This is a genomic window from Filimonas zeae (genome assembly GCF_014641615.1).
Lineage (GTDB): Bacteria > Bacteroidota > Bacteroidia > Chitinophagales > Chitinophagaceae > Filimonas > Filimonas zeae.
Window position 1 is genome coordinate 708,847 of the sequence record NZ_BMIB01000003.1, and the last position, 18,699, is coordinate 727,545.

The window sequence follows — 18,699 nt, forward strand, 5'->3', positions numbered from 1 at the left end:
ATAAAATAATATAAGAATTAAAACTTAAACGTTACACTCGCCAGGAAGTTTATGGGCTTTTGCGGTGTGCCGTTATTGTTCCAGTATTTCTGGTCTGTAAGGTTATTACCTTTCAGTGCAATACGGTAGCTTTTCTGGTCAAAGAATACCGTAGCACCCACTAGTGTGTAAGAAGGCATTTTAATGGTATTGGATGCTTCAAACCAGCACTCTCCTACATAATTGCCGCCAGCACCAAAGCCCAGACCTTTTACGCTGCCTTTGGTAATAACATAGCTTGCCCAGATATTGCCCACATTGTTAGGGCTGTAAATTACCTGCTTGCCCTGTAATGCTGCGCTTGCTTTAGTGTAATCATTTTTATTGTACGCATAGCCAGCCACAATGTTCAAACCTGCCACCGGATTAGCAATTAATTCAACTTCTACCCCTCTGCTACGTTGAGTGCCGTCCTGCACAGTAAAGTTCATGTTGTTTATTGACTCTGTACGGGTAGAATTGGTAACGTCTATATTATAATAGCTTACACCGCCACTGATTTTATTATTCAGCAGTGCAAACTTTACCCCACCTTCCCATTGATTACCGTATTGTGGCTTTAATATAAGAATACTGCCGTCTGGCTGTGATGCCGGGCCCTGGTTTACAAAGCCATTCATGTAGTTACCAAACAGGGTTAGTTTGTTGTGCAGTAACTGATATACCAGGCCAAACTTGGGTGATACAGAAGTTTGTTTATAGGCACCACCGTAAAGACCTGTTCTTTGTGTAAAAGTGCCGTCGGTGCTATACCTGTCTACCCGTACACTGGCCATAGCAATCAATTCAGGTGTGATATTGATGGCATCTGATATATAGGCGCTGGCGTTTACCGTTTTGGTGGTGGTAGCGTTATAACCTGCCTGAGAAGAGAGTGCATCAATCCGGTCTGTATTAATGCCATTTAGTGGTCTGCGGATATTTACCGTATCGTAGGTTACGGTAGCGCGATAAAGTTCGTTGTAATTATAGTTATAGTCAATACCAATTACCATTCTGTTGCGCAGAGATCCGATATGAAAATCACCTATAAAGTTTTGCTGAAGTTCTGTATTACCGAAGGTTTCAGGTGTTTGGTTTCTTACAGAACGGGAAAAGGTGGAATCGGTAAGCATATTGAACGTTGTCCAGTATAAATGCTTGTAAAAGCCGTTGGAGTACAGATAGTTGGTCTGAGATTTCCATTGGTCACTCAGTTTGTATTCCATTTGAAACTGAATGTTGTCTATACCATTGCTGATATCAATGCTGTTGTTGATGTAGGATGATTTATAACCTAATGGCAGGTCTTTAAAGTTACGTACAGTAACATTGTTTATAGCAGCAACAGGAATAGCAAAGGCGGACGTGGTATAGTTGCCTCTGGTAAATTCTGCATCAATAGTAAACTTGAGGCGGTCGCTGGCCAGATAGGTAAAAGAAGGCGCGAAGGTTTGTATTTTACCAAAGCCCTGATCCTGGAAAGAACCTTCAGATTGCAGACCGGCGTTAACGCGCAGCAACAGGGTTTTATCTTTATTCAAAGGTGTATTTACATCAGCTGTTAATCTGCTGAATTCAAAGCTACCTCCGGTAGCACTAATTTCTGCACCAAAATCGGCATAGGGCTTTTTGGTTACATAGTTATATACACCACCAAAAGTAGTGTTACGGTTGCTGCCAAACAGTGTGCCTGCCGGGCCCTTAATAGCTTCCACACGCTCAATAATAATAGGATTAAGGGGAACAATAGCACTGGTGGCCATTCCATTGCGCATACCAATAGTGGTAGTAAAACCACGCATGCTAAACCCTTGCGAGCCGCCTGCAGAAAAGTTAGGTACAGCACCCGGTATGTTACGGAACAGCTCGGTACGTTCTGTAGCCATCTGCTCCTGTATCAGCTGACGATCTACTACGTTATACACCTGCGGGTTTTCCAGATTGCGCAGTGGCATTCTGGCCACCTGCTCGCTGGTTTTATCTGCAAACTTGTTTCTGGCGTTGGTAACAGTTACCTCTTCCAGCTGTGTGTTAGATACGGTAAGTTGAACGGCAACAGCAGTAATTTTATCTTTTTCTACCACTACCTGCTGGCGCAGTGTTTCATAACCTACCAACGATACTTCCAGTTGATAAGTACCCGGTGCTATTTTAGAGAAAAGGAAAGAACCATTGTCTTCGGTAATTACGTTTTTGCGGGTACCCTTTATAACAACATGTACAAAAGAGGCAGGTTTGTTATCGCTGGTGGTTACCTGGCCCTTAATGGTGCCGGATTCAGGGTCGATGGCTTTGCTGAATGCTAAAAAAGGAAAAGCCATCAGCAATAAGCAGATCAGTTGCTTCATAATGAGGTGGAAATTTGCGCGAAATTGGGCCTGTTACAAGTATAGAGTGTTACGCAAAGCGGAAAATGTTACAAGAATGTGAGTGCTGTGCAAGCATGAAAAAAGCCGCTTCACAAAATAAATGAAGCGGCTTTTTCTTTTTTCAATAATGTATTTACTACTTTCTGCCAGGGCATCCCGGCATATATGCTGTGCATCTGGCTACTTCCGTTACAATTCCAGTGTTTTGGCTGGTATACCTTCAGCGGTAAAGGTTACGGTGTAATTGCTTCCATCCTCCGGTGGCTTTACATATACCATCAACGGGCCGTTGGCTACTTTTTTGCTGTTTGCTTTATACAGGCTGGTATCTGATAAATTGCTGTTTTCAATTCCTTTTAAGGTGGCGCTGCCGCTAACCGTTACGGTAATGGCGTTGCCTGGTGCGTATAACACATGGCCATCTGCGTCAACTAAGCTAACGGCTATTTGCTGCAGGCTACCCTGTTTCGGAATCATCAGGTGTTGGTATACTTCTGCTTTTATTCCCGCCGGCGCACCGGTAGTTTGCAGGGCGGCGGAGCTTACCTGTTTGCCCTGCCGGTAACCTTTAGCGGTAACAGTACCCGGTTCATACACCAGGTTCCAGGTAAGTATTCTGTTAGTGGCGGAGGCCAGTTGCTGACGGCCCAAAGAGCGGTTGTTTACAAACAGTTCCACCTCCTCACAATTGGTAAAGCAGCGAACACTGATGGAGTCGGCTGTGCGTTTGTTCCAAACCGGCTCTGCGAGTTTGTGTGTCCAGTTGCCGCTTTCATTGCTTCTGCTTACGTTGGCACTGCCAATGTATAACACAGGTTCACTGCTCCACAGGCTTTTCCGGAACCAGTATTCTGGTTTGGCAAAGCCACCCAGGTTAACTAAACCGGCACCGTTGCTGCGGGTGGGCCACAAGCCTGCTTCGCCCATATAGTCAATGCCCGTCCACAGGTACTGCGCGCTGATATAACGGTTGCTGTCAACCGCATTCCAGTTATTCAGTTGCATACCGTTTTCACTACCATAAATAATGCGGTGGGGGTAAGCAGCATGATCTTCAGCATAGCGGTATTCCTGATAATTATACCCTACCAGATCCAGATTGTCCGGATACGTAGTGGTGTTAGACATTACCACCCCTGCCAGTGCGGCGGTTACCGGGCGTGTGGTATCCAGCTGTTTTACTGCTTTTACCAGCCGGGCAGAAAGCGTTCCCAGTTGTGCTGCCGGCGGATGATCGGGCAGATAACCTTTACCGTATATCTGCGGGTTGCGGCCGGTACTTAATACCTCGTGCGAATAAGGGTCGTTAGGGTAATCTATTTCATTGCCAATGCTCCACATAATGATAGACGGACTGTTGCGGGTACGTAATACCATGGATGCAATATCCTGCTCTGCCCAATTGGCAAAGTATTCATGATAGCCATCTTTACCGGGTGAGCCTTTGTTCCAGCCCTTAATCCATTTGTTTTTGCCCAGCTCCCATTCGTCAAAAGCTTCTTCCATTACCAGAAAGCCCATCTGATCGCAGAGTTTATACAGATAGGCAGCATGCGGGTTATGGCTCATTCGTATAGAGTTACAGCCACCTGCTTTCAGCAAAGCCAGTCTGCGTATCCATACCTCCTGTGGTACTGCTACGCCCAGTACCCCGGCATCATCATGTATACATACGCCTTTCAGTTTGGTGTTTTTACCATTCAGAAAAAAGCCACTGTCTGCAGTAAAACGGATATCACGTATGCCTACCTCCTCTTTCCAGGTATCTGTTGGTTTGCCGTTTACCAGCAACTGAACGGAAAGCGTATATAAGCTGGGTGATTCGGGGCTCCATAAAGCTGGGGTGGGAACGGTAAATAACAAATCAGCCTTTGTAGCACTATCCCCGTTATTAAACACCAGCTTTTGCCGGGCGGTGCCTTTGCGGTTTCCATAAGCATCCATCAGCACTGCCCTTACCTCCGCTCCGGTTGCAGGCCCGTTCACATTCACCTGAACACGTGCTTTCGCCTGCCTGGCTGTAATGTTGGTAGCTGTAAACATTACACCCCATTGAGGAATGTGTACGGGATTTACTGCATATAAATGCACATCCCTGTAAATACCCGAACCGGTGTACCAACGGGAATCGGCAAATTTTGTATGATCTGCTTTAACGGCTATGGTGTTACTGCCGGTTTTGTTCAGGTAAGGTGTCAGTTCATATTCAAACGCTACAAAGCCATTCGGCCGCTTGCCCAGGTAATGGCCGTTAATCCATACCTCACTGTTGTTATATACTCCATCAAAAGCTATAAAAACCTTTTTGCCTGCAAAGCCTTCGGGCAGGGTAAACGCTTTCCGATACCAGCCGATGCCTCCCGGCAAATACCCGGTAGCACTGGCCCATTCTTCGCTGAAGGGTGATTCTATGCTCCAGTCGTGTGGTAAAACAAGGCTTTGCCAGTCTGCATCGTTATAGCTGGTAGCTGCCGCTTCCGGCACATCGCCGCGGTGGAATTTCCACCCTGTGTTAAACAGTTCATCCTGCCGTTGCGCCAGTAATGCAAAAGGAATCATGCCCAGTAAGCAAAGCCATATCTGCAATCGTTTCATATTCAGGTAATTTAATCCGGCATTTAAATTACTTATTTTTAGTACAAATGAGGCTGGCTGGCTGTGGGCGAGGCTATGTTATCGGCGTATGAAGGAAACTGGCATTGTGGAGTAACTATTGCAATGATGTATCACTACCGATGTATCGTTGGCATAGAAACCGATATACAGCGTGTGATGCGAAGCCCCTTGATTTTTGCGGCGGAAGCCGTAGTTGATTTTATCTACAGTGGTATCTCTCAGTATTGTACGCAGAGTAGAGCAGTCTTGCGGGGGGACGTTGACTGCCATTTCGGTTTTATGTTCCATTGTTTGCAGGAGTGATTTATAATCAGGGGGGAATAGCGTAAATTTTGCAGCTATGCATTCGTGACCATGCAGGTCGGGCTCAACGAATGCAGTAGCATTGACCTGGGCGGAGGCCGGTAATTCAACGCCTGTTACCATTTTAAACTCACTTGCATAAAAGCTTCTTCCCGGAAAAGCAGCAGAATAGGAAGTCCAAATTGCCAATAGTATTAAAGCGGCACCAATGAGTTGCTGCATACGGATGTATTGTTTCGCGGTAAACCTTCCTGATTCTTCCCATCTCCGTATTAACGGTCGGGTGATAAAATATATAATAACAGCTACAATGCCCGGGAGAAACAGGCTCATGAAGAGGCAGAAAATAAAATACATAGCGGGTTGATTATTGTTGTACGTGAGTAAGCGAATTACTGATTATGTATTTTAGCATATGGTTCTGCTCTGTTATTTTATGCATTCCATTGCGGATCATTACCTGCTCCGATCCCTTGTTATCTATGTGGCACTCTGCAAATATTTCTGTTATTCCCAATTTTTCAAATCCGAAGCGAATGATAGCATTTACTGCCTCTGTAGCTATACCTTTGTTCCAGTAAGGTTGCCCTATCCAATAACCGAGCTGTGCTGTGGAGCCTTGTTCTAAATGAAGACTTACCTCTCCTATCAGTTCCTCCGGTTCCCCCTCCCGCCATATGATTGCGAATACATAATGGCTTCTCTTTACAAAGCCCTGGTACACGTAACTGAGGCGATGCACCGCATGGTATTCCTGGTAAGGATATGGGAAGTTGAGGATGTTATCTGTGATGAGGGGATTGTTTACATATTTCAGCAGTGCCGGTATATCGTCGGCGTTTAGCTGACGTAGCAGAAGCCGGTGGGTGTAAAGTAGCGGAAAGGTATTATTCATATTGTCTGAAAACATAGCTTGTTTCCGGAAAAATAACCAATCCTGCAATTGTATAAGATGCAGGATTGGTAAAAATAACTATATACCCAGCTGATGCGCTTTCGCAGTTTCAATGGCCTCTTCATACCCGGCATCAGCATGTCTTATAACACCCATACCCGGATCATTCCGTAATACACGCGCTAAACGTGCTTCGGCTTCATCGGTACCGTCCGCCACTATTACCATACCTGCGTGAATACTGTACCCCATTCCTACCCCGCCGCCGTGGTGCAGACTCACCCAGCTGGCGCCGCCAGCGGTGTTTACCAGTGCGTTCAGGATAGGCCAGTCGGCTACAGCATCGCTGCCGTCTTTCATGGCTTCTGTTTCGCGGTTGGGGCTGGCTACAGAGCCGGTGTCCAGATGGTCGCGGCCTATTACTATGGGAGCTTTTACTTTGCCGGTGCGCACCAGGTCGTTAAAGGCCAGACCTGCTTTTTCCCTTTCGCCCTGGCCCAGCCAGCAGATGCGTGCAGGCAGGCCCTGGAAAGCTATTTTTTCTTTGGCCAGTTTTAACCAGCGTTGCAGGCTTTCATTTTCAGGAAACAGGTTGGCTATCAGTTCATCGGTTACGGCTATGTCTGCCGGGTCGCCGCTGAGGGCTGCCCAACGGAACGGGCCCTTGCCTTCGCAGAACAGCGGGCGTATGTATGCGGGTACAAAGCCGGGAAAATCGAACGCGTTTTGCACGCCATGCTCTTTAGCGCGGGCGCGCAGGTTGTTACCATAGTCAAACGTAACAGCGCCCTTCTGCTGCAGGGTAAGCATCAGCTCTACATGTAGTTTCATACTATCATATGCCAGTGCCAGGTATTTGTCTTTATCTGTCTGGCGTAATTCGTTGGCTGCTGCATTGTCTAAAGTGTGCGGAATATACCCTATCAACGGGTCGTGGGCGCTGGTTTGGTCGGTAAGCGCATCAACAGCTATGTTTCTTTCAATCAGGCGTTGTAGCAGGTGTATGGCGTTACACAGCACGCCAATGCTCAGGGCTTTACCTTCGGCTTTGGCCTGTACGGCAGCATCAATAGCTTCGTCAATATTGGTATATTTAATGTCCAGGTATTTTGTTTCCAGCCTTTTATCTATACGCCACTCCTCTACTTCTGCCACCAGACAAACACCTTCGTTCATGGTAACGCTCAGCGGTTGTGCGCCGCCCATGCCGCCTAAACCGGCGGTAACACTCAGGGTGCCTTTAAGGGTACCGTTAAAGTGTTTGCGGGCTACGGCGGCAAAGGTTTCGTACGTGCCCTGTACAATACCCTGCGAGCCTATATAAATCCAGGAGCCGGCAGTCATTTGTCCGTACATCATCAGTCCTTTTCTTTCCAGCTCATCAAAATGCTGCCAGTTGGCCCAGTTAGGCACCAGCTGCGAGTTGCTTAACAGTACACGTGGCGCATCGGTATGCGTTTGCAGTATGCCTATGGGTTTGCCGCTTTGTATCAGTAACGTTTCATTGGCTTCCAGTTTTTTCAACCCGGCAATAATATTGTCCAGTGCTTCAAAGTTACGTGCAGCTTTACCACGGCCTCCGTATACGATCAGATCGTCCGGACGCTCGGCTACCTCGGGGTTCAGGTTGTTCAGCAGCATGCGCAGGGCTGCTTCCTGTACCCAGCCTTTACAGTTTAACTGTGTTCCGGTGGGTGTTTTATATTTTTCTACATCGTAGTTTTTGTAGGTATTCTGATTCATAACAGTTGGTTTTATAATGAGAAGGCGGGGTATTGTTCGTTTAAAGTAACGCCCTGTTGAGTGGCCCAGGTGTTTACATGTTGTACAAAGGAGAAATCGCTGAGCATTTGCCGTATTTTAAGAATATCCACTGCAAAAATGCGGTCTTCTTCTGCAAAGGATACAAAACTGCGTACGTAGCCGTGAGCAGCTTCCAGTATAGCGCTGCTTTTGAGCGGGCGGCGGAATTCAATTGCCTGGCAGGCGCTCATAAGTTCAATAGCCAGAATGTATTCCAGATTGTCCAGTACAGTGTTCAGCTTTCGGCCGCTGATGCTGCCCATGCTTACATGGTCTTCCTGGCCCAGTGAGGTGGGAATGCTGTCTGCGCTGGCGGGGAAACAAAGGGTTTTATTTTCGGTTACCAGTGCAGCGGTGGTGTACTGCGGTATCATAAACCCGCTGTTAAGGCCCACGTTGTTCATCAGCAGTACGGGCAACCCCCATTTACCTTCCAGCAGCAGGTAGCTGCGGCGGTCGCTGATGTTACCGGCTTCTGCGGCAGCAAAGCAGCAGTAATCCAGCGGTAGCGCCATGGGTTGACCATGAAAGTTACCGCCGCTGATGGTATCGTGGGCGGAGAAAATGATAGGGTTATCGGTAACGGAGTTCAACTCGGTTTCAGTAAGCTCTTTCAGGTGCAGCCAGGCGGTTCGGCTGGCACCATGCACCTGTGGCATGCAGCGCAGAGAGTATGGGTCCTGCACGCGGCCACAGTCAATATGGCTTTGCATAATATCGCTGTTGCCCAGCAGCAGGCGCAGGCGTTGGGCTACCAGCTGATTGCCGGTATAAGGGCGCAATTGGTGCAGCCTTTCATCAAACGGTGCGCTGGTGCCGGTAAGGGCTTCCAGGCTCATAGCCCCTATAATATCGGCTGCTTCAAGCGCGTAGTGCATACGCTCCACCGCTTTTACCGCAAACGACAGAATAAACTGGGTGCCGTTAATCAGCGCCAGACCTTCTTTAGGGCCCAGTTGTACAGGAGCCAGGTTGTATTGCTGCAGTACTTCGCGGGTGGGTTTAATTTCACCGTTTACTATCACCTCACCCAGCCCTATCAGGGGCAGACACAGGTGCGACAGCGGCGCCAGATCTCCGGAGGCGCCTACGGAACCTTTCTCGGGCACTACAGGTATAATATCGTTGTCAATATGCCATATCATCCGCTCCAGTGTACTCAGCTGTGCGCCGGAAAAGCCCTGGGCCAGTGCATGCACTTTGGTTATAAGCATAATTTTAGCCACTTCGGTGGGTATGGGGTTGCCTACCCCTACGCTATGGCTCTGTAATATTTTGTATTGCAGTGTGCGTGTGTCTTCTGCGCTGATGCTGGTATTGGCCAGAATGCCAAAGCCTGTGTTAATACCGTATACGGTGGTTTGCTGGTCTACAATCTTCTGCACATGCGCTTCGCTGGCGGCAATGGCCTGGCGGGCACTATCGTGTAATATGCCTTTCAGCTGCCGTTTGGCTATGGCCAGGGTATGGGCTACTGTAAGGCGGTCGGTTCCGTAATGAAAGTTCATAGCTGTGGTAGTATTTATATATGGGCCGGTGCCAACCGGCTGTTGGGGAATATAGTTTATATGCCTGGGGTGAATGCAGGCTTAAGGACTTTGCAGATGCGTTTCGATACGACTGAGCAGCGGCGTTTGTTCCAGCCGGTTTTCTATATCGGTAATAGCACTGAGCAGGTGTTTGCTGTGTTCTCCTTCCTGTATCAGCTGCTCCATGGCCTGCTGCAGGGCAGTCCAGACCGGTAATACCTGCGCCAGTATTTTTCTGCCTTTGGGGCTAAAGGTTACCAGCTTTTTACGCGCGTCATCGGGCGTGGTGGCGGTTTTAAGTATCTTCTTCTCCTGAAGGCTGCTTACCAGCTGGCTGGCAGCGCTGTGGCTTACCTCCAGCTGTGTGGCAATATCGCTGATGCTTACGGCTTCCTGTTGCGACAACAGATAGAATACCGGAAACCACGAGGCTTCAAAAGGAATGTCGTGCGATTTGTAAATACGGTTAACATCGCTTAGGAAGGCATCGCTAAGCCTTTTGAGGCGGCTGCCAAACACCAGTACTCCGAGTGATTGATAGAAATTCATGTAATTATATAAGTGCTTATATAAATCGAAGATACTACATTCCCCGGAATGAAAAATGCCGCACGTTGTTAAAACAGTGCGGCAGAATAATATGGCAGATGCTATATGAAAATTAACGTGGTTGCAAGGGAATATTGATGCGGAATATGCTGCCCTCCCCTTCCACACTGCTTACTTCAATATCACCTTCCAGCAAATCCAGCAGTTTTCTTACAATACCCAGGCCCAGGCCCGCACCTCCTTTGTGGTAGGCAGTTTCGTATTCATTAAAAATACTGCCTATGCGGCCGGCTGCTATGCCGGTGCCTTCATCGCGTATTTTCAGCATCAGACGATTGTCTTCTACCCAGCAGTGTATGTAAATGCTTTTATTGCGTGGCGTAAACTGAAACGCGTTGCCCATAAGGTTAAAGAATACCTGGGTAATACGGGTTTTATCGGTTTTAATGGTAGCCGGTACATTTTCATCTACCCGCTGGTGAATGTTTATTTTTCTTTCGCGGGCCATTACGCCATATACCAGTACCGATTTTTGCAGCCATTCACGTACATCAAATTCCTCGTAATATAAATGCAGTTCGCGGCCTGCTTCCAGGCGGGAATAGTCCAGTACATTGCTTACCACGTTGCGCAGGTGCTGGCCGCTGCTATAAATACATTCTATCAGTTCCTGCTCTTCCAACGGGGTTAAAAACGGGGCTTTTTTATGCTTTAACAGCCGCTCTGTAAAGCCGAGAATGCTGTTAACGGGGTTTCTTACCTCGTGATTGTTTTCCTGTAAAAAGGCGGTTTTAAGGCGGTTGGCACCCTGCAGCTGCACTATCAGTTTGTTGAGTTCTTCTGTACGTAACAGCACCTGCTGCTCCAGACTTTCTGAGTGCATGAGTAACTCCTGGTGACTGATATCGAGCTGATAAAACAACTCGCGCGATTTACGCAGCATACCCACCAGTTTTTGCTGGTGCATACTCAGCAGTATAAAATTCAGCAGTATTACCACAAAAAGAATGAGCCAGCGGAATATCTGCTCCTGCTGGTAGGAAAAAAACAGCGGGCGTATCCAGTCGTTTGAATAATTCAGTTCCAGAAAAGTAAGGCATACTACCGGTAGCAGGGCGCTGCCATAGATGAGTTTTTTATCATCGGGCCGGAACAACAGCGCTGAAATACTGATCATAAAAATAGAGAGGTACTGTACCTGGGCCACATTGCCCAGAATAATGCCGTAATACAGCATTACCAGGCAGTACACTATCTGCAGCAGAAAACCCGTAAGCCGGTAGTTTTCTTTACCGGTAAACCATTTAACACTGAAAAAGAGTACGCAAAAGCCTATAGCAGGGGCCAGTATCAGCCACTCGCGCGATACAGCATAGAACAACAGACCATATACCACTACCAGAATGCCGGTATATCCACAGATTAATTGTACAATATGCCATCTTTGTTTGCCTTCTTCTTCCTGGGGGCTGGTAATACGTCTTTTACCGGTTACGCCAATTTCAACCATTCACTGTGTTTTACAAAATAAGGGATACGAAACAGTTTCCGCAGGCAGTGGATTTTAGAGAGACAAGCAGTGTGTCCTGTTACGAATATAGGGGTATAAAGGGGATATTGCCAATAATAAACGATTAAAATATAACCGTTTGGGGTTTATTGCTACCTGTTAACCCGGTATTATGGCAGCGGGCAGATGTGCTGCTACAGGGTATTATGAAGGCGGATTGATATATTCGTAGTAACACTTTAACGTATGAGCGAGGGCACACGATCTTTTCTGCGCAATTACAGCAGCATACTGTGGCTGATGGGTGGCATTGCCGCAGGTACCATTGCGGGGCTGTGGCTGGGGCCGGATACCGGCCTGTTAAAACCCATAGGCGATATTTTTATTAACCTGCTGTTTATGGCCGTTATTCCACTGGTGTTTTTTGCCATAAGCTCGGCTGTGGCGGCGGTAGAGGGTAGCAGCCGGCTGGGCAGGTTGTTTGCTGTAATGCTGCTGGTTTTTACCGGCACCGCATTGGTAGCGGCCGTGTTTACATTGCTGGGGGTGTATGTTTTTCCGGTACACCAGGTGGTGGGTAAAGCGGGTGACATACCGGTACATGGTGAGGTGACGGACTTAGGTACCCAGCTTACCCAGCTGTTTACCGTAAGTGAGTTTTACGAACTGCTTTCGCGCAAAAGCATGCTTCCGCTGATTATATTTTCACTGCTTACGGGCTTTGCTGCCCGGCAGGCGGGCGATAAGGGTGTGGCCTTCCGGCAGTTTCTGCTGTCGGGTAACGAAGTAATGAAACAACTGCTTACCTATATTATGAAGCTGGCCCCCGTGGGCCTGGGTGCATATTTTGCCTACCAGGTGGGCACGGTAGGGCCGCAGTTGTTTGGTACTTATGCACGGTCGCTGGGCCTGTACTATGTACTGGGTTTGTTATACTACCTGATTTTTTTTACGTTGTACGCTTTTATAGCACGTGGTAAAGAAGGGGTACGCCTGTACTGGAAAAACAACCTGGTACCCAGCCTTACAGCGGTAGGTACCTGTAGCAGTGTGGCCAGCATACCCGCCAACCTGGAAGCGGCTGCCCGCATGAAAATACCTGCTGCCGTGCGGAATATTGTGGTGCCACTGGGCGCCACCCTGCATAAAGAAGGCTCCTCCATTTCTTCCATGATTAAGATTGCCGTAGTATTTGCCATGTTTAACAAACCGCTGAGCGGTGTGGACACCCTGGCGCTGGCCCTGGGCATATCTGTAGTGGTAAGCATGGTAGAAGGTGGCATACCTAACGGCGGTTATATTGGCGAACTGCTGGTGATGAGTGTGTACCAGTTTCCGCCGGAAGCTTTGCCTGCGGTAATGATAATTGGTACACTGGTAGACCCTATGGCTACGCTGCTGAACGTAACGGGCGATACGGCTTCGGCCATGCTGGTAGGGCGCTTTATGCGGCTGAAGCCGGAGGAGGTGGAAGCGGCTGCCTGATGGTGATAGTATTTGTACTGTTAAAACGGAAAAACCTGTATATTAGACTCTTAGACACATACTTACCTAAACCTGAACTATATGAGTATACAACAGGCATATAATAGCTGGGCTGTACAATACGATACCAACGATAACAAAACACGCGATCTGGAAGCGGGGGTACTGCGCGAAGTACTCAGCGGCATTCCTTTCAGTACCTGCCTGGAAATTGGCTGCGGTACGGGGAAGAATACGGTTTGGCTGGCAGAGAAAACCAATGGCTGTGTTACGGCGGTTGATTTTTCGGAAGCTATGCTGGCCAAAGCCCGGGAAAAAGTAACTTCTTTTGGCGTAAGCTTTTACCAGGCAGATATTCTGGAACCGTGGACTTTTCGTGAGCGGTTGTACGAGCTGGTTACTTTTAGTCTGGTACTGGAACATATTGAGCAGCTGCAGCCGGTACTGAAAAAGGCATCGGAATCGCTGCATCCCGGTGGGCATGTGTACATTGGCGAGTTGCATCCGTTTAAACAATATGCTGGCAGTAAAGCCCGCTTTGATACGGCAGAGGGCCGCCAGGTGGTACAGTGTTATACGCACCATATTTCAGATTTTACAAAAGCTGCCCAGGCCTGCGGGCTTTCGGTAGTGTTTATTGAAGAATATTTTGATGAAAACAACCGGGCAGATATACCCCGTGTAATAGCGATTGTACTACGTAAAGAAGCGGAGGTAGAGGAATAATGATACCCCTGACTATTTCGGGCTATTCCACCGCCCTGTTTGCAACCTGGTATTTTGTGGAGGAACTGGGGTTATTGCTGGATGCCGGAGACGGTGTTAGCGCAGCCCTGTTACAGAAAGCCCGTAAAATAAACCATGTATTTATTTCACATGCCGACCGCGACCATCTGACGGGCTTACTGCAACTGAACCAGCTGAATGCGCGGCCGGGTTATCCGGTTATTTATTACCCGCGTGATTGTACTTCTTTCCCTGCCATGGAAGCTTTTTCGGTAAAGTTTGATCCCCATGTGTCTGGTACGGTATGGCAGCCATTAATAGCACCATCCGCAACATATATTAAGGATGATGTGGTGGTAAAAGCACACCGCAACGGGCATGTAGTGGTGGCGCCGGAACTGATGAAAAGCTTTGGTTATACGGTTACCCAGGTAAAACAGAAGCTGAAGCCGGAGCTGCTGCATTTGCCGGGTGAGGATATTAAGCGGCTGATACAGGAACATGGGCGGGAAGCAGTGAGCATAGAGGTTAGCCAGCCACTGCTGGGGTATTCCGGCGATACGCCTGTGGAAGACTGGGGCCTGTGGGATGGTATTCCGGTGCTGATACATGAGGCTACTTTTCTGGAATCAGAAGGAGCAATAAAGGAAAAGCCTACAGCGCATAAACACAGTACATTGGAGCAGGTACTGGAAATGGTGGCCAATATTAAGCTGGAAAAGCTGGTATTGGGGCATTTTTCATCACGCTATTCAGCCGATGTAATTGATAACCGCATCCGGGAGCTGTGTAAGCATTATGGCATTTCCATTCCGGTATACCGGATATTGCCAGGTGTAACACAGTACGATATCTTAAACAGCTATCCGGTTAACCGTTAAAATTCCTGTTATAAACCAACCGCTTATAACAGGAATCGGTGGGTATTGAATTAATCGGCCTATATTGCGGAAAATTTTCAATCTCTCATGAAGATTTTACTCAGGCAGGCTTTTATTGCAGATCCGGCATCTTCCTTCAACGGAACTAACCAGGATATTTTAATTGACAACGGCTTAGTGGTGAATATTGAAAAAGCCATTACTACAGGAATTGACCATTCTGTTACTATTATAGAAAAAGAAGGCTTAACGGTTTCGCCGGGATGGGTAGATGTGTTTTCGCATTTCTGCGATCCGGGACTGGAATACCGCGAAACCCTGGAAAGTGGCGCTGCAGCTGCTGCTGCAGGTGGGTACACCCAGGTGTTTACCTTGCCCAATACGCAGCCCGTGGTAAGCAACAAAACACAGGTACAGTATATTGTACAGGGTTCTGCTTCCCTGCCGGTGAGCATTCGTCCGTTGGGTACGGTTACCCGTAATGCCGAAGGAAAGGAACTGGCCGAAATGTACGATATGTACAACAGCGGTGCGGTAGCTTTTTCAGATGGTATTCACCCGATACAAAGTCCCGGTCTGTTACTGAAGGCGCTTTTATACGTAAAAGCGTTTGACGGTGTGGTTATACAGGTGCCGGTTGATGAAAGCATCAGTAAATACGGTTTAATGCACGAGGGCATCGTTTCAACCCGTATGGGCCTGCCCGGTATTCCTGCTATTGGTGAGGAACTGCTGATTCAGCGCGATCTGGAACTGCTGAAATACACCGATAGCAAGCTGCATTTTACCGGTGTGTCTACTGCCAAAGGCATTGAACTGATTAAGAAAGCCAAAGCGGAAGGCCTGCAGGTTAGCTGTAGTGTTACCCCTTATCACCTTACTTTCTGCGATGAAGATCTGCAGGATTACGATACCAACCTGAAAGTAACCCCTCCCCTGCGTTTACGCAGTGATATGATGGCGTTACGTGCTGCTGTGCTGGAAGGTGTGGTAGACAATATTGCCTCGCACCACCTGCCTCAGAACTGGGATCATAAAACCTGTGAGTTTGAATATGCCAAATCAGGTATGATTTCGTTACAGACTGCATATGCTGCTGTACAAACAGCCATTCCGGAACTGACAGCCGCGCAGGTGGCTGCGTTGTTTGGCGGTAATGCAGCACGTATATTTGGTGTAAGCACCAGTACTATTGAAAAAGGTGCTGCTGCATCGTTTACCCTGTTTCAGCCAAAGGCATCGTTTACTTTTACCCAGGCAGCTAACAAAAGCAAATCTGCCAACAGCCCTTACTTAGGAAAGGAACTTACAGGTAAAGTAGCCGGTACTATATACAAAGGACAATTGCACACTCTTTAATTTAATAACTATGGAACCCAAAGTAATTACCCCGGTAGTAAAAGGTCTTATCTTATCACTGATTCTGATTGTTTACGGCATTGCCATTTATCTGACTGGTCAAATGGGTAACAAAGTGCTGGGATGGATACCTTATCTGGTACTGTTAGGTGGTGTAGCAGGCAGCGGCATTATCTACGCCAACCAAATGAAAGGCAATGTAACCTTTGGTAACGTGTTTGCCCATGGTTTTAAAACCACTGCAGTTATCATTGTTATCTCTGTAATTTATACTGTACTTTCTATTAAACTTATTTTTCCTGAAATAGCAGATGTAGCGGCAACTGAAACCCGCAAAGCATTGGAAAAGCAGGGTACTATGAGTGATGAGCAGATTGAGCAGGCGGTAGGTATGACCAGTAAGTTTCTGATGCCTTTTGCCATTGGCGGTATCATTATAGGATATGGTATTGTAGGTGCTATCGGCGCTGCTATTGGTGCCGGGGCTGCAAAGAAAAATCCCGTTACGCCTTTTAATTAAACGTTAGGGTAACCAACTATGGACTTATCTATTATAGTACCACTGTTTAACGAAGATGAATCGTTACCGGAGCTGACCGACTGGATAGCACGCGTTATTACCAGCAATGGCTGGACGTACGAAGTGATATTGGTAGATGATGGCAGCACGGATAACAGCTGGGAAGTTATTGAAAACCTGAGTGAGAAAAATCCACATATTAAGGGTATCCGTTTTCAGCGGAACTACGGCAAATCTGCAGCTTTGAACGAAGGTTTTAAAGCGGCGCATGGTGATGTGGTAATTACCATGGATGCTGACCTGCAGGATTCGCCGGATGAAATACCGGAACTGCGCCGGATGATACTGGAAGACAAGTACGACCTGGTAAGCGGCTGGAAGAAGAAGCGCTTTGATAATACGCTTACCAAGAACATCCCTTCCAAGTTGTTTAACGCTGCAGCCCGCAGAAGCAGTGGTATTAAACTGAACGATTTTAACTGTGGACTGAAGGCTTACCGCAAAAAGGTAATTAAGAGTATTGAAGTATATGGTGAAATGCATCGCTATATTCCGGTACTGGCCAAATGGGCCGGCTTCAGGAAAATTGGCGAAAAAGTAGTAGAACACCGGGCACGTAAATACGGTACTACCAAGTTTGGCTGGGAGCGTTTTATTAACGGCTTTCTGGATCTGGCTACTATTACCTTCATCAGCAAGTTTGGTAAAAGGCCCATGCACTTTTTCGGATTGTATGGTACCCTTTGCTTTCTGCTTGGTTTTGTGTGCAGCGTTTACCTGATTGTAAGCAAGCTGATGGAGCCTGCAACGTTTTTCCTTACTACCCGCCCTGCTTTTTATCTGGGCATGAGTGCTATGGTAATAGGTATGCAGTTGTTTCTGGCTGGTTTTGTGGCTGAGTTAATCAGCCGCAACTCACCGGAGCGTAATATTTATCTGATAGAAAAGAAACTGGGATTGTAACCCCTTATATGCAAAAAGCTGTAATTATAGGTCCGGCCCACCCATTACGCGGCGGGCTGGCTTCTTTTAACGAAAGGCTGGCGCGCCAGTTTATGGCCGATGGTTTTGATACTGCCATTTATACGTTCAGCCTGCAGTATCCGGGCTTTCTGTTTCCCGGTACTACCCAGTATTCTTCTGAACCTGCCCCTACCGACCTCAACATTAAAGTATGTATTAACTCAGTGAATCCACTGAACTGGTTACAGGTAGGCAATGAACTGCGTAAACTGAAGCCGGATATTATTGTGGTAAGGTATTGGCTGCCTTTTATGGGGCCATGCCTGGGCACTATACTGCGCCAGGTTAAAAAGAATAAACATACCAAAGTAGTTTGCATAGCGGATAACGTATTGCCGCATGAAAAGCGCCCGGGTGATAAGCCCTTCACGGCTTACTTTGTAAAACCTATTGACGCTTTTGTTACCATGAGTGAAAAGGTAATGAAAGACCTGCGGTTGTTTACACAAAAGCCTGCGCAACAGGTGGTACACCCGCTGTATGATAATTTTGGTGCTGCAGTAGATAAAACAGCTGCACGCAAACAGCTGGGGTTACCTGCAGAGGCACCTATAATATTGTTTTTTGGGTTTATCCGTCGCTACAAAGGGCTGGATATTCTGCTGGATGCTATGGCTGTGCTGAAAAACAGGCAAGCAGCTATTACCTGCGGCGATACACAAAAAACAATCAGCAGCGCTGATATACGGCTGGTTGTAGCCGGTGAGTTTTACAAAGATGAAGAAGCTTACCACGAACAGATTGCCCGCCTGGGTATAGCAGATGTGCTGGAGCTGCGTACGAGCTTTATTACCGACAGCGAGGTGAAGTACTACTTAAGTGCCGCTGATTTTGTAATACAACCCTACCGGGAAGCTACACAGAGTGGCGTTACCCCCCTCGCCTATCATTTTGAAGTACCTATGCTGGTTACCAATGTAGGTGGCCTGGCGGATATGGTGCCCGATGGTAAAGTGGGTGTGGTTGCCAGCCCGGATGCAGAATCGGTAGCCAATCATATTGAAGAGTTGTACCGTACCGGCGCCGCCTTTTATATGCCTGGTTTACGGGAGGAAAAGAAGAAATACAGCTGGAAAGTATTAACGGATACCATTCGCAATTTGTAAGCCG

General features: G+C 47.5%; 15 protein-coding genes. 7 read left to right on the forward strand and 8 right to left on the reverse strand.

Annotated features, from left to right (window positions below):
• Positions 1-17: 17 nt before the first annotated feature.
• From IEY13_RS16070 to IEY13_RS16105, 8 genes are all read right to left on the reverse strand, one after another.
• Entirely contained in the window at positions 18-2,369 is a 2,352-nt protein-coding gene (locus IEY13_RS16070) for a TonB-dependent receptor (RefSeq protein ID WP_188953907.1), read from the reverse strand.
• A 210-nt stretch (positions 2,370-2,579) separates the two neighbouring features.
• The gene (locus IEY13_RS16075) at positions 2,580-4,985 is read right to left on the reverse strand and encodes a glycoside hydrolase family 2 TIM barrel-domain containing protein (RefSeq protein ID WP_188953909.1); all 2,406 of its coding nucleotides are present in this window, start codon (positions 4,983-4,985) and stop codon (positions 2,580-2,582) included.
• A gap of 78 nt (positions 4,986-5,063) precedes the next feature.
• On the reverse strand, positions 5,064-5,531 hold the full coding sequence (locus IEY13_RS16080) for a hypothetical protein (RefSeq protein ID WP_188953911.1): 468 nt from the start codon (positions 5,529-5,531) through the stop codon (positions 5,064-5,066).
• A 145-nt stretch (positions 5,532-5,676) separates the two neighbouring features.
• On the reverse strand, positions 5,677-6,219 hold the full coding sequence (locus IEY13_RS16085; RefSeq protein ID WP_188953913.1) for a GNAT family N-acetyltransferase: 543 nt from the start codon (positions 6,217-6,219) through the stop codon (positions 5,677-5,679).
• Between the two features lie 63 nt (positions 6,220-6,282).
• Entirely contained in the window at positions 6,283-7,947 is a 1,665-nt protein-coding gene (gene hutU, locus IEY13_RS16090; RefSeq protein WP_188953915.1) for a urocanate hydratase, read from the reverse strand.
• An 11-nt stretch (positions 7,948-7,958) separates the two neighbouring features.
• Positions 7,959-9,515 (reverse strand): histidine ammonia-lyase, encoded by a 1,557-nt coding sequence (hutH, locus tag IEY13_RS16095; protein WP_188953917.1) that lies wholly within the window; start codon positions 9,513-9,515, stop codon positions 7,959-7,961.
• Between the two features lie 81 nt (positions 9,516-9,596).
• Entirely contained in the window at positions 9,597-10,085 is a 489-nt protein-coding gene (locus IEY13_RS16100) for a MarR family winged helix-turn-helix transcriptional regulator (protein ID WP_188953919.1), read from the reverse strand.
• 112 nt (positions 10,086-10,197) lie between these two features.
• Positions 10,198-11,595, reverse strand: a complete 1,398-nt coding sequence (locus IEY13_RS16105; protein WP_188953921.1) for a sensor histidine kinase — start codon at positions 11,593-11,595, stop codon at positions 10,198-10,200.
• A 246-nt stretch (positions 11,596-11,841) separates the two neighbouring features.
• On the opposite strand from IEY13_RS16105, the gene IEY13_RS16110 reads away from it, so the two are divergent.
• The 7 genes from IEY13_RS16110 (at position 11,842) to IEY13_RS16140 (ending at position 18,695) form a co-directional block, all read left to right on the forward strand.
• Positions 11,842-13,080: a dicarboxylate/amino acid:cation symporter gene (locus IEY13_RS16110; RefSeq protein WP_188953924.1), complete on the forward strand. Its 1,239-nt coding sequence runs from the start codon at positions 11,842-11,844 to the stop codon at positions 13,078-13,080.
• An 81-nt stretch (positions 13,081-13,161) separates the two neighbouring features.
• The gene (locus IEY13_RS16115; RefSeq protein WP_188953926.1) at positions 13,162-13,806 is read left to right on the forward strand and encodes a class I SAM-dependent methyltransferase; all 645 of its coding nucleotides are present in this window, start codon (positions 13,162-13,164) and stop codon (positions 13,804-13,806) included.
• Positions 13,806-14,687, forward strand: a complete 882-nt coding sequence (locus IEY13_RS16120; RefSeq protein ID WP_229687890.1) for an MBL fold metallo-hydrolase — start codon at positions 13,806-13,808, stop codon at positions 14,685-14,687. Before IEY13_RS16115 ends, IEY13_RS16120 begins: the two co-directional genes overlap by 1 nt.
• Before the next feature lie 87 nt (positions 14,688-14,774).
• On the forward strand, positions 14,775-16,046 hold the full coding sequence (locus IEY13_RS16125) for a dihydroorotase (protein ID WP_188953928.1): 1,272 nt from the start codon (positions 14,775-14,777) through the stop codon (positions 16,044-16,046).
• A gap of 10 nt (positions 16,047-16,056) precedes the next feature.
• On the forward strand, positions 16,057-16,566 hold the full coding sequence (locus tag IEY13_RS16130) for a DUF4199 domain-containing protein (RefSeq protein WP_188953930.1): 510 nt from the start codon (positions 16,057-16,059) through the stop codon (positions 16,564-16,566).
• Between the two features lie 18 nt (positions 16,567-16,584).
• A complete protein-coding gene (locus IEY13_RS16135; protein WP_188953933.1) occupies positions 16,585-17,529 on the forward strand; it encodes a glycosyltransferase family 2 protein in 945 nt (314 codons plus the stop codon).
• Positions 17,530-17,537: 8 nt separating this feature from the next.
• Positions 17,538-18,695 carry a glycosyltransferase gene (locus tag IEY13_RS16140; RefSeq protein ID WP_188953935.1) on the forward strand — a complete coding sequence of 386 codons (1,158 nt, stop codon included), beginning with the start codon at positions 17,538-17,540 and terminating at the stop codon, positions 18,693-18,695.
• Positions 18,696-18,699: the final 4 nt, after the last annotated feature.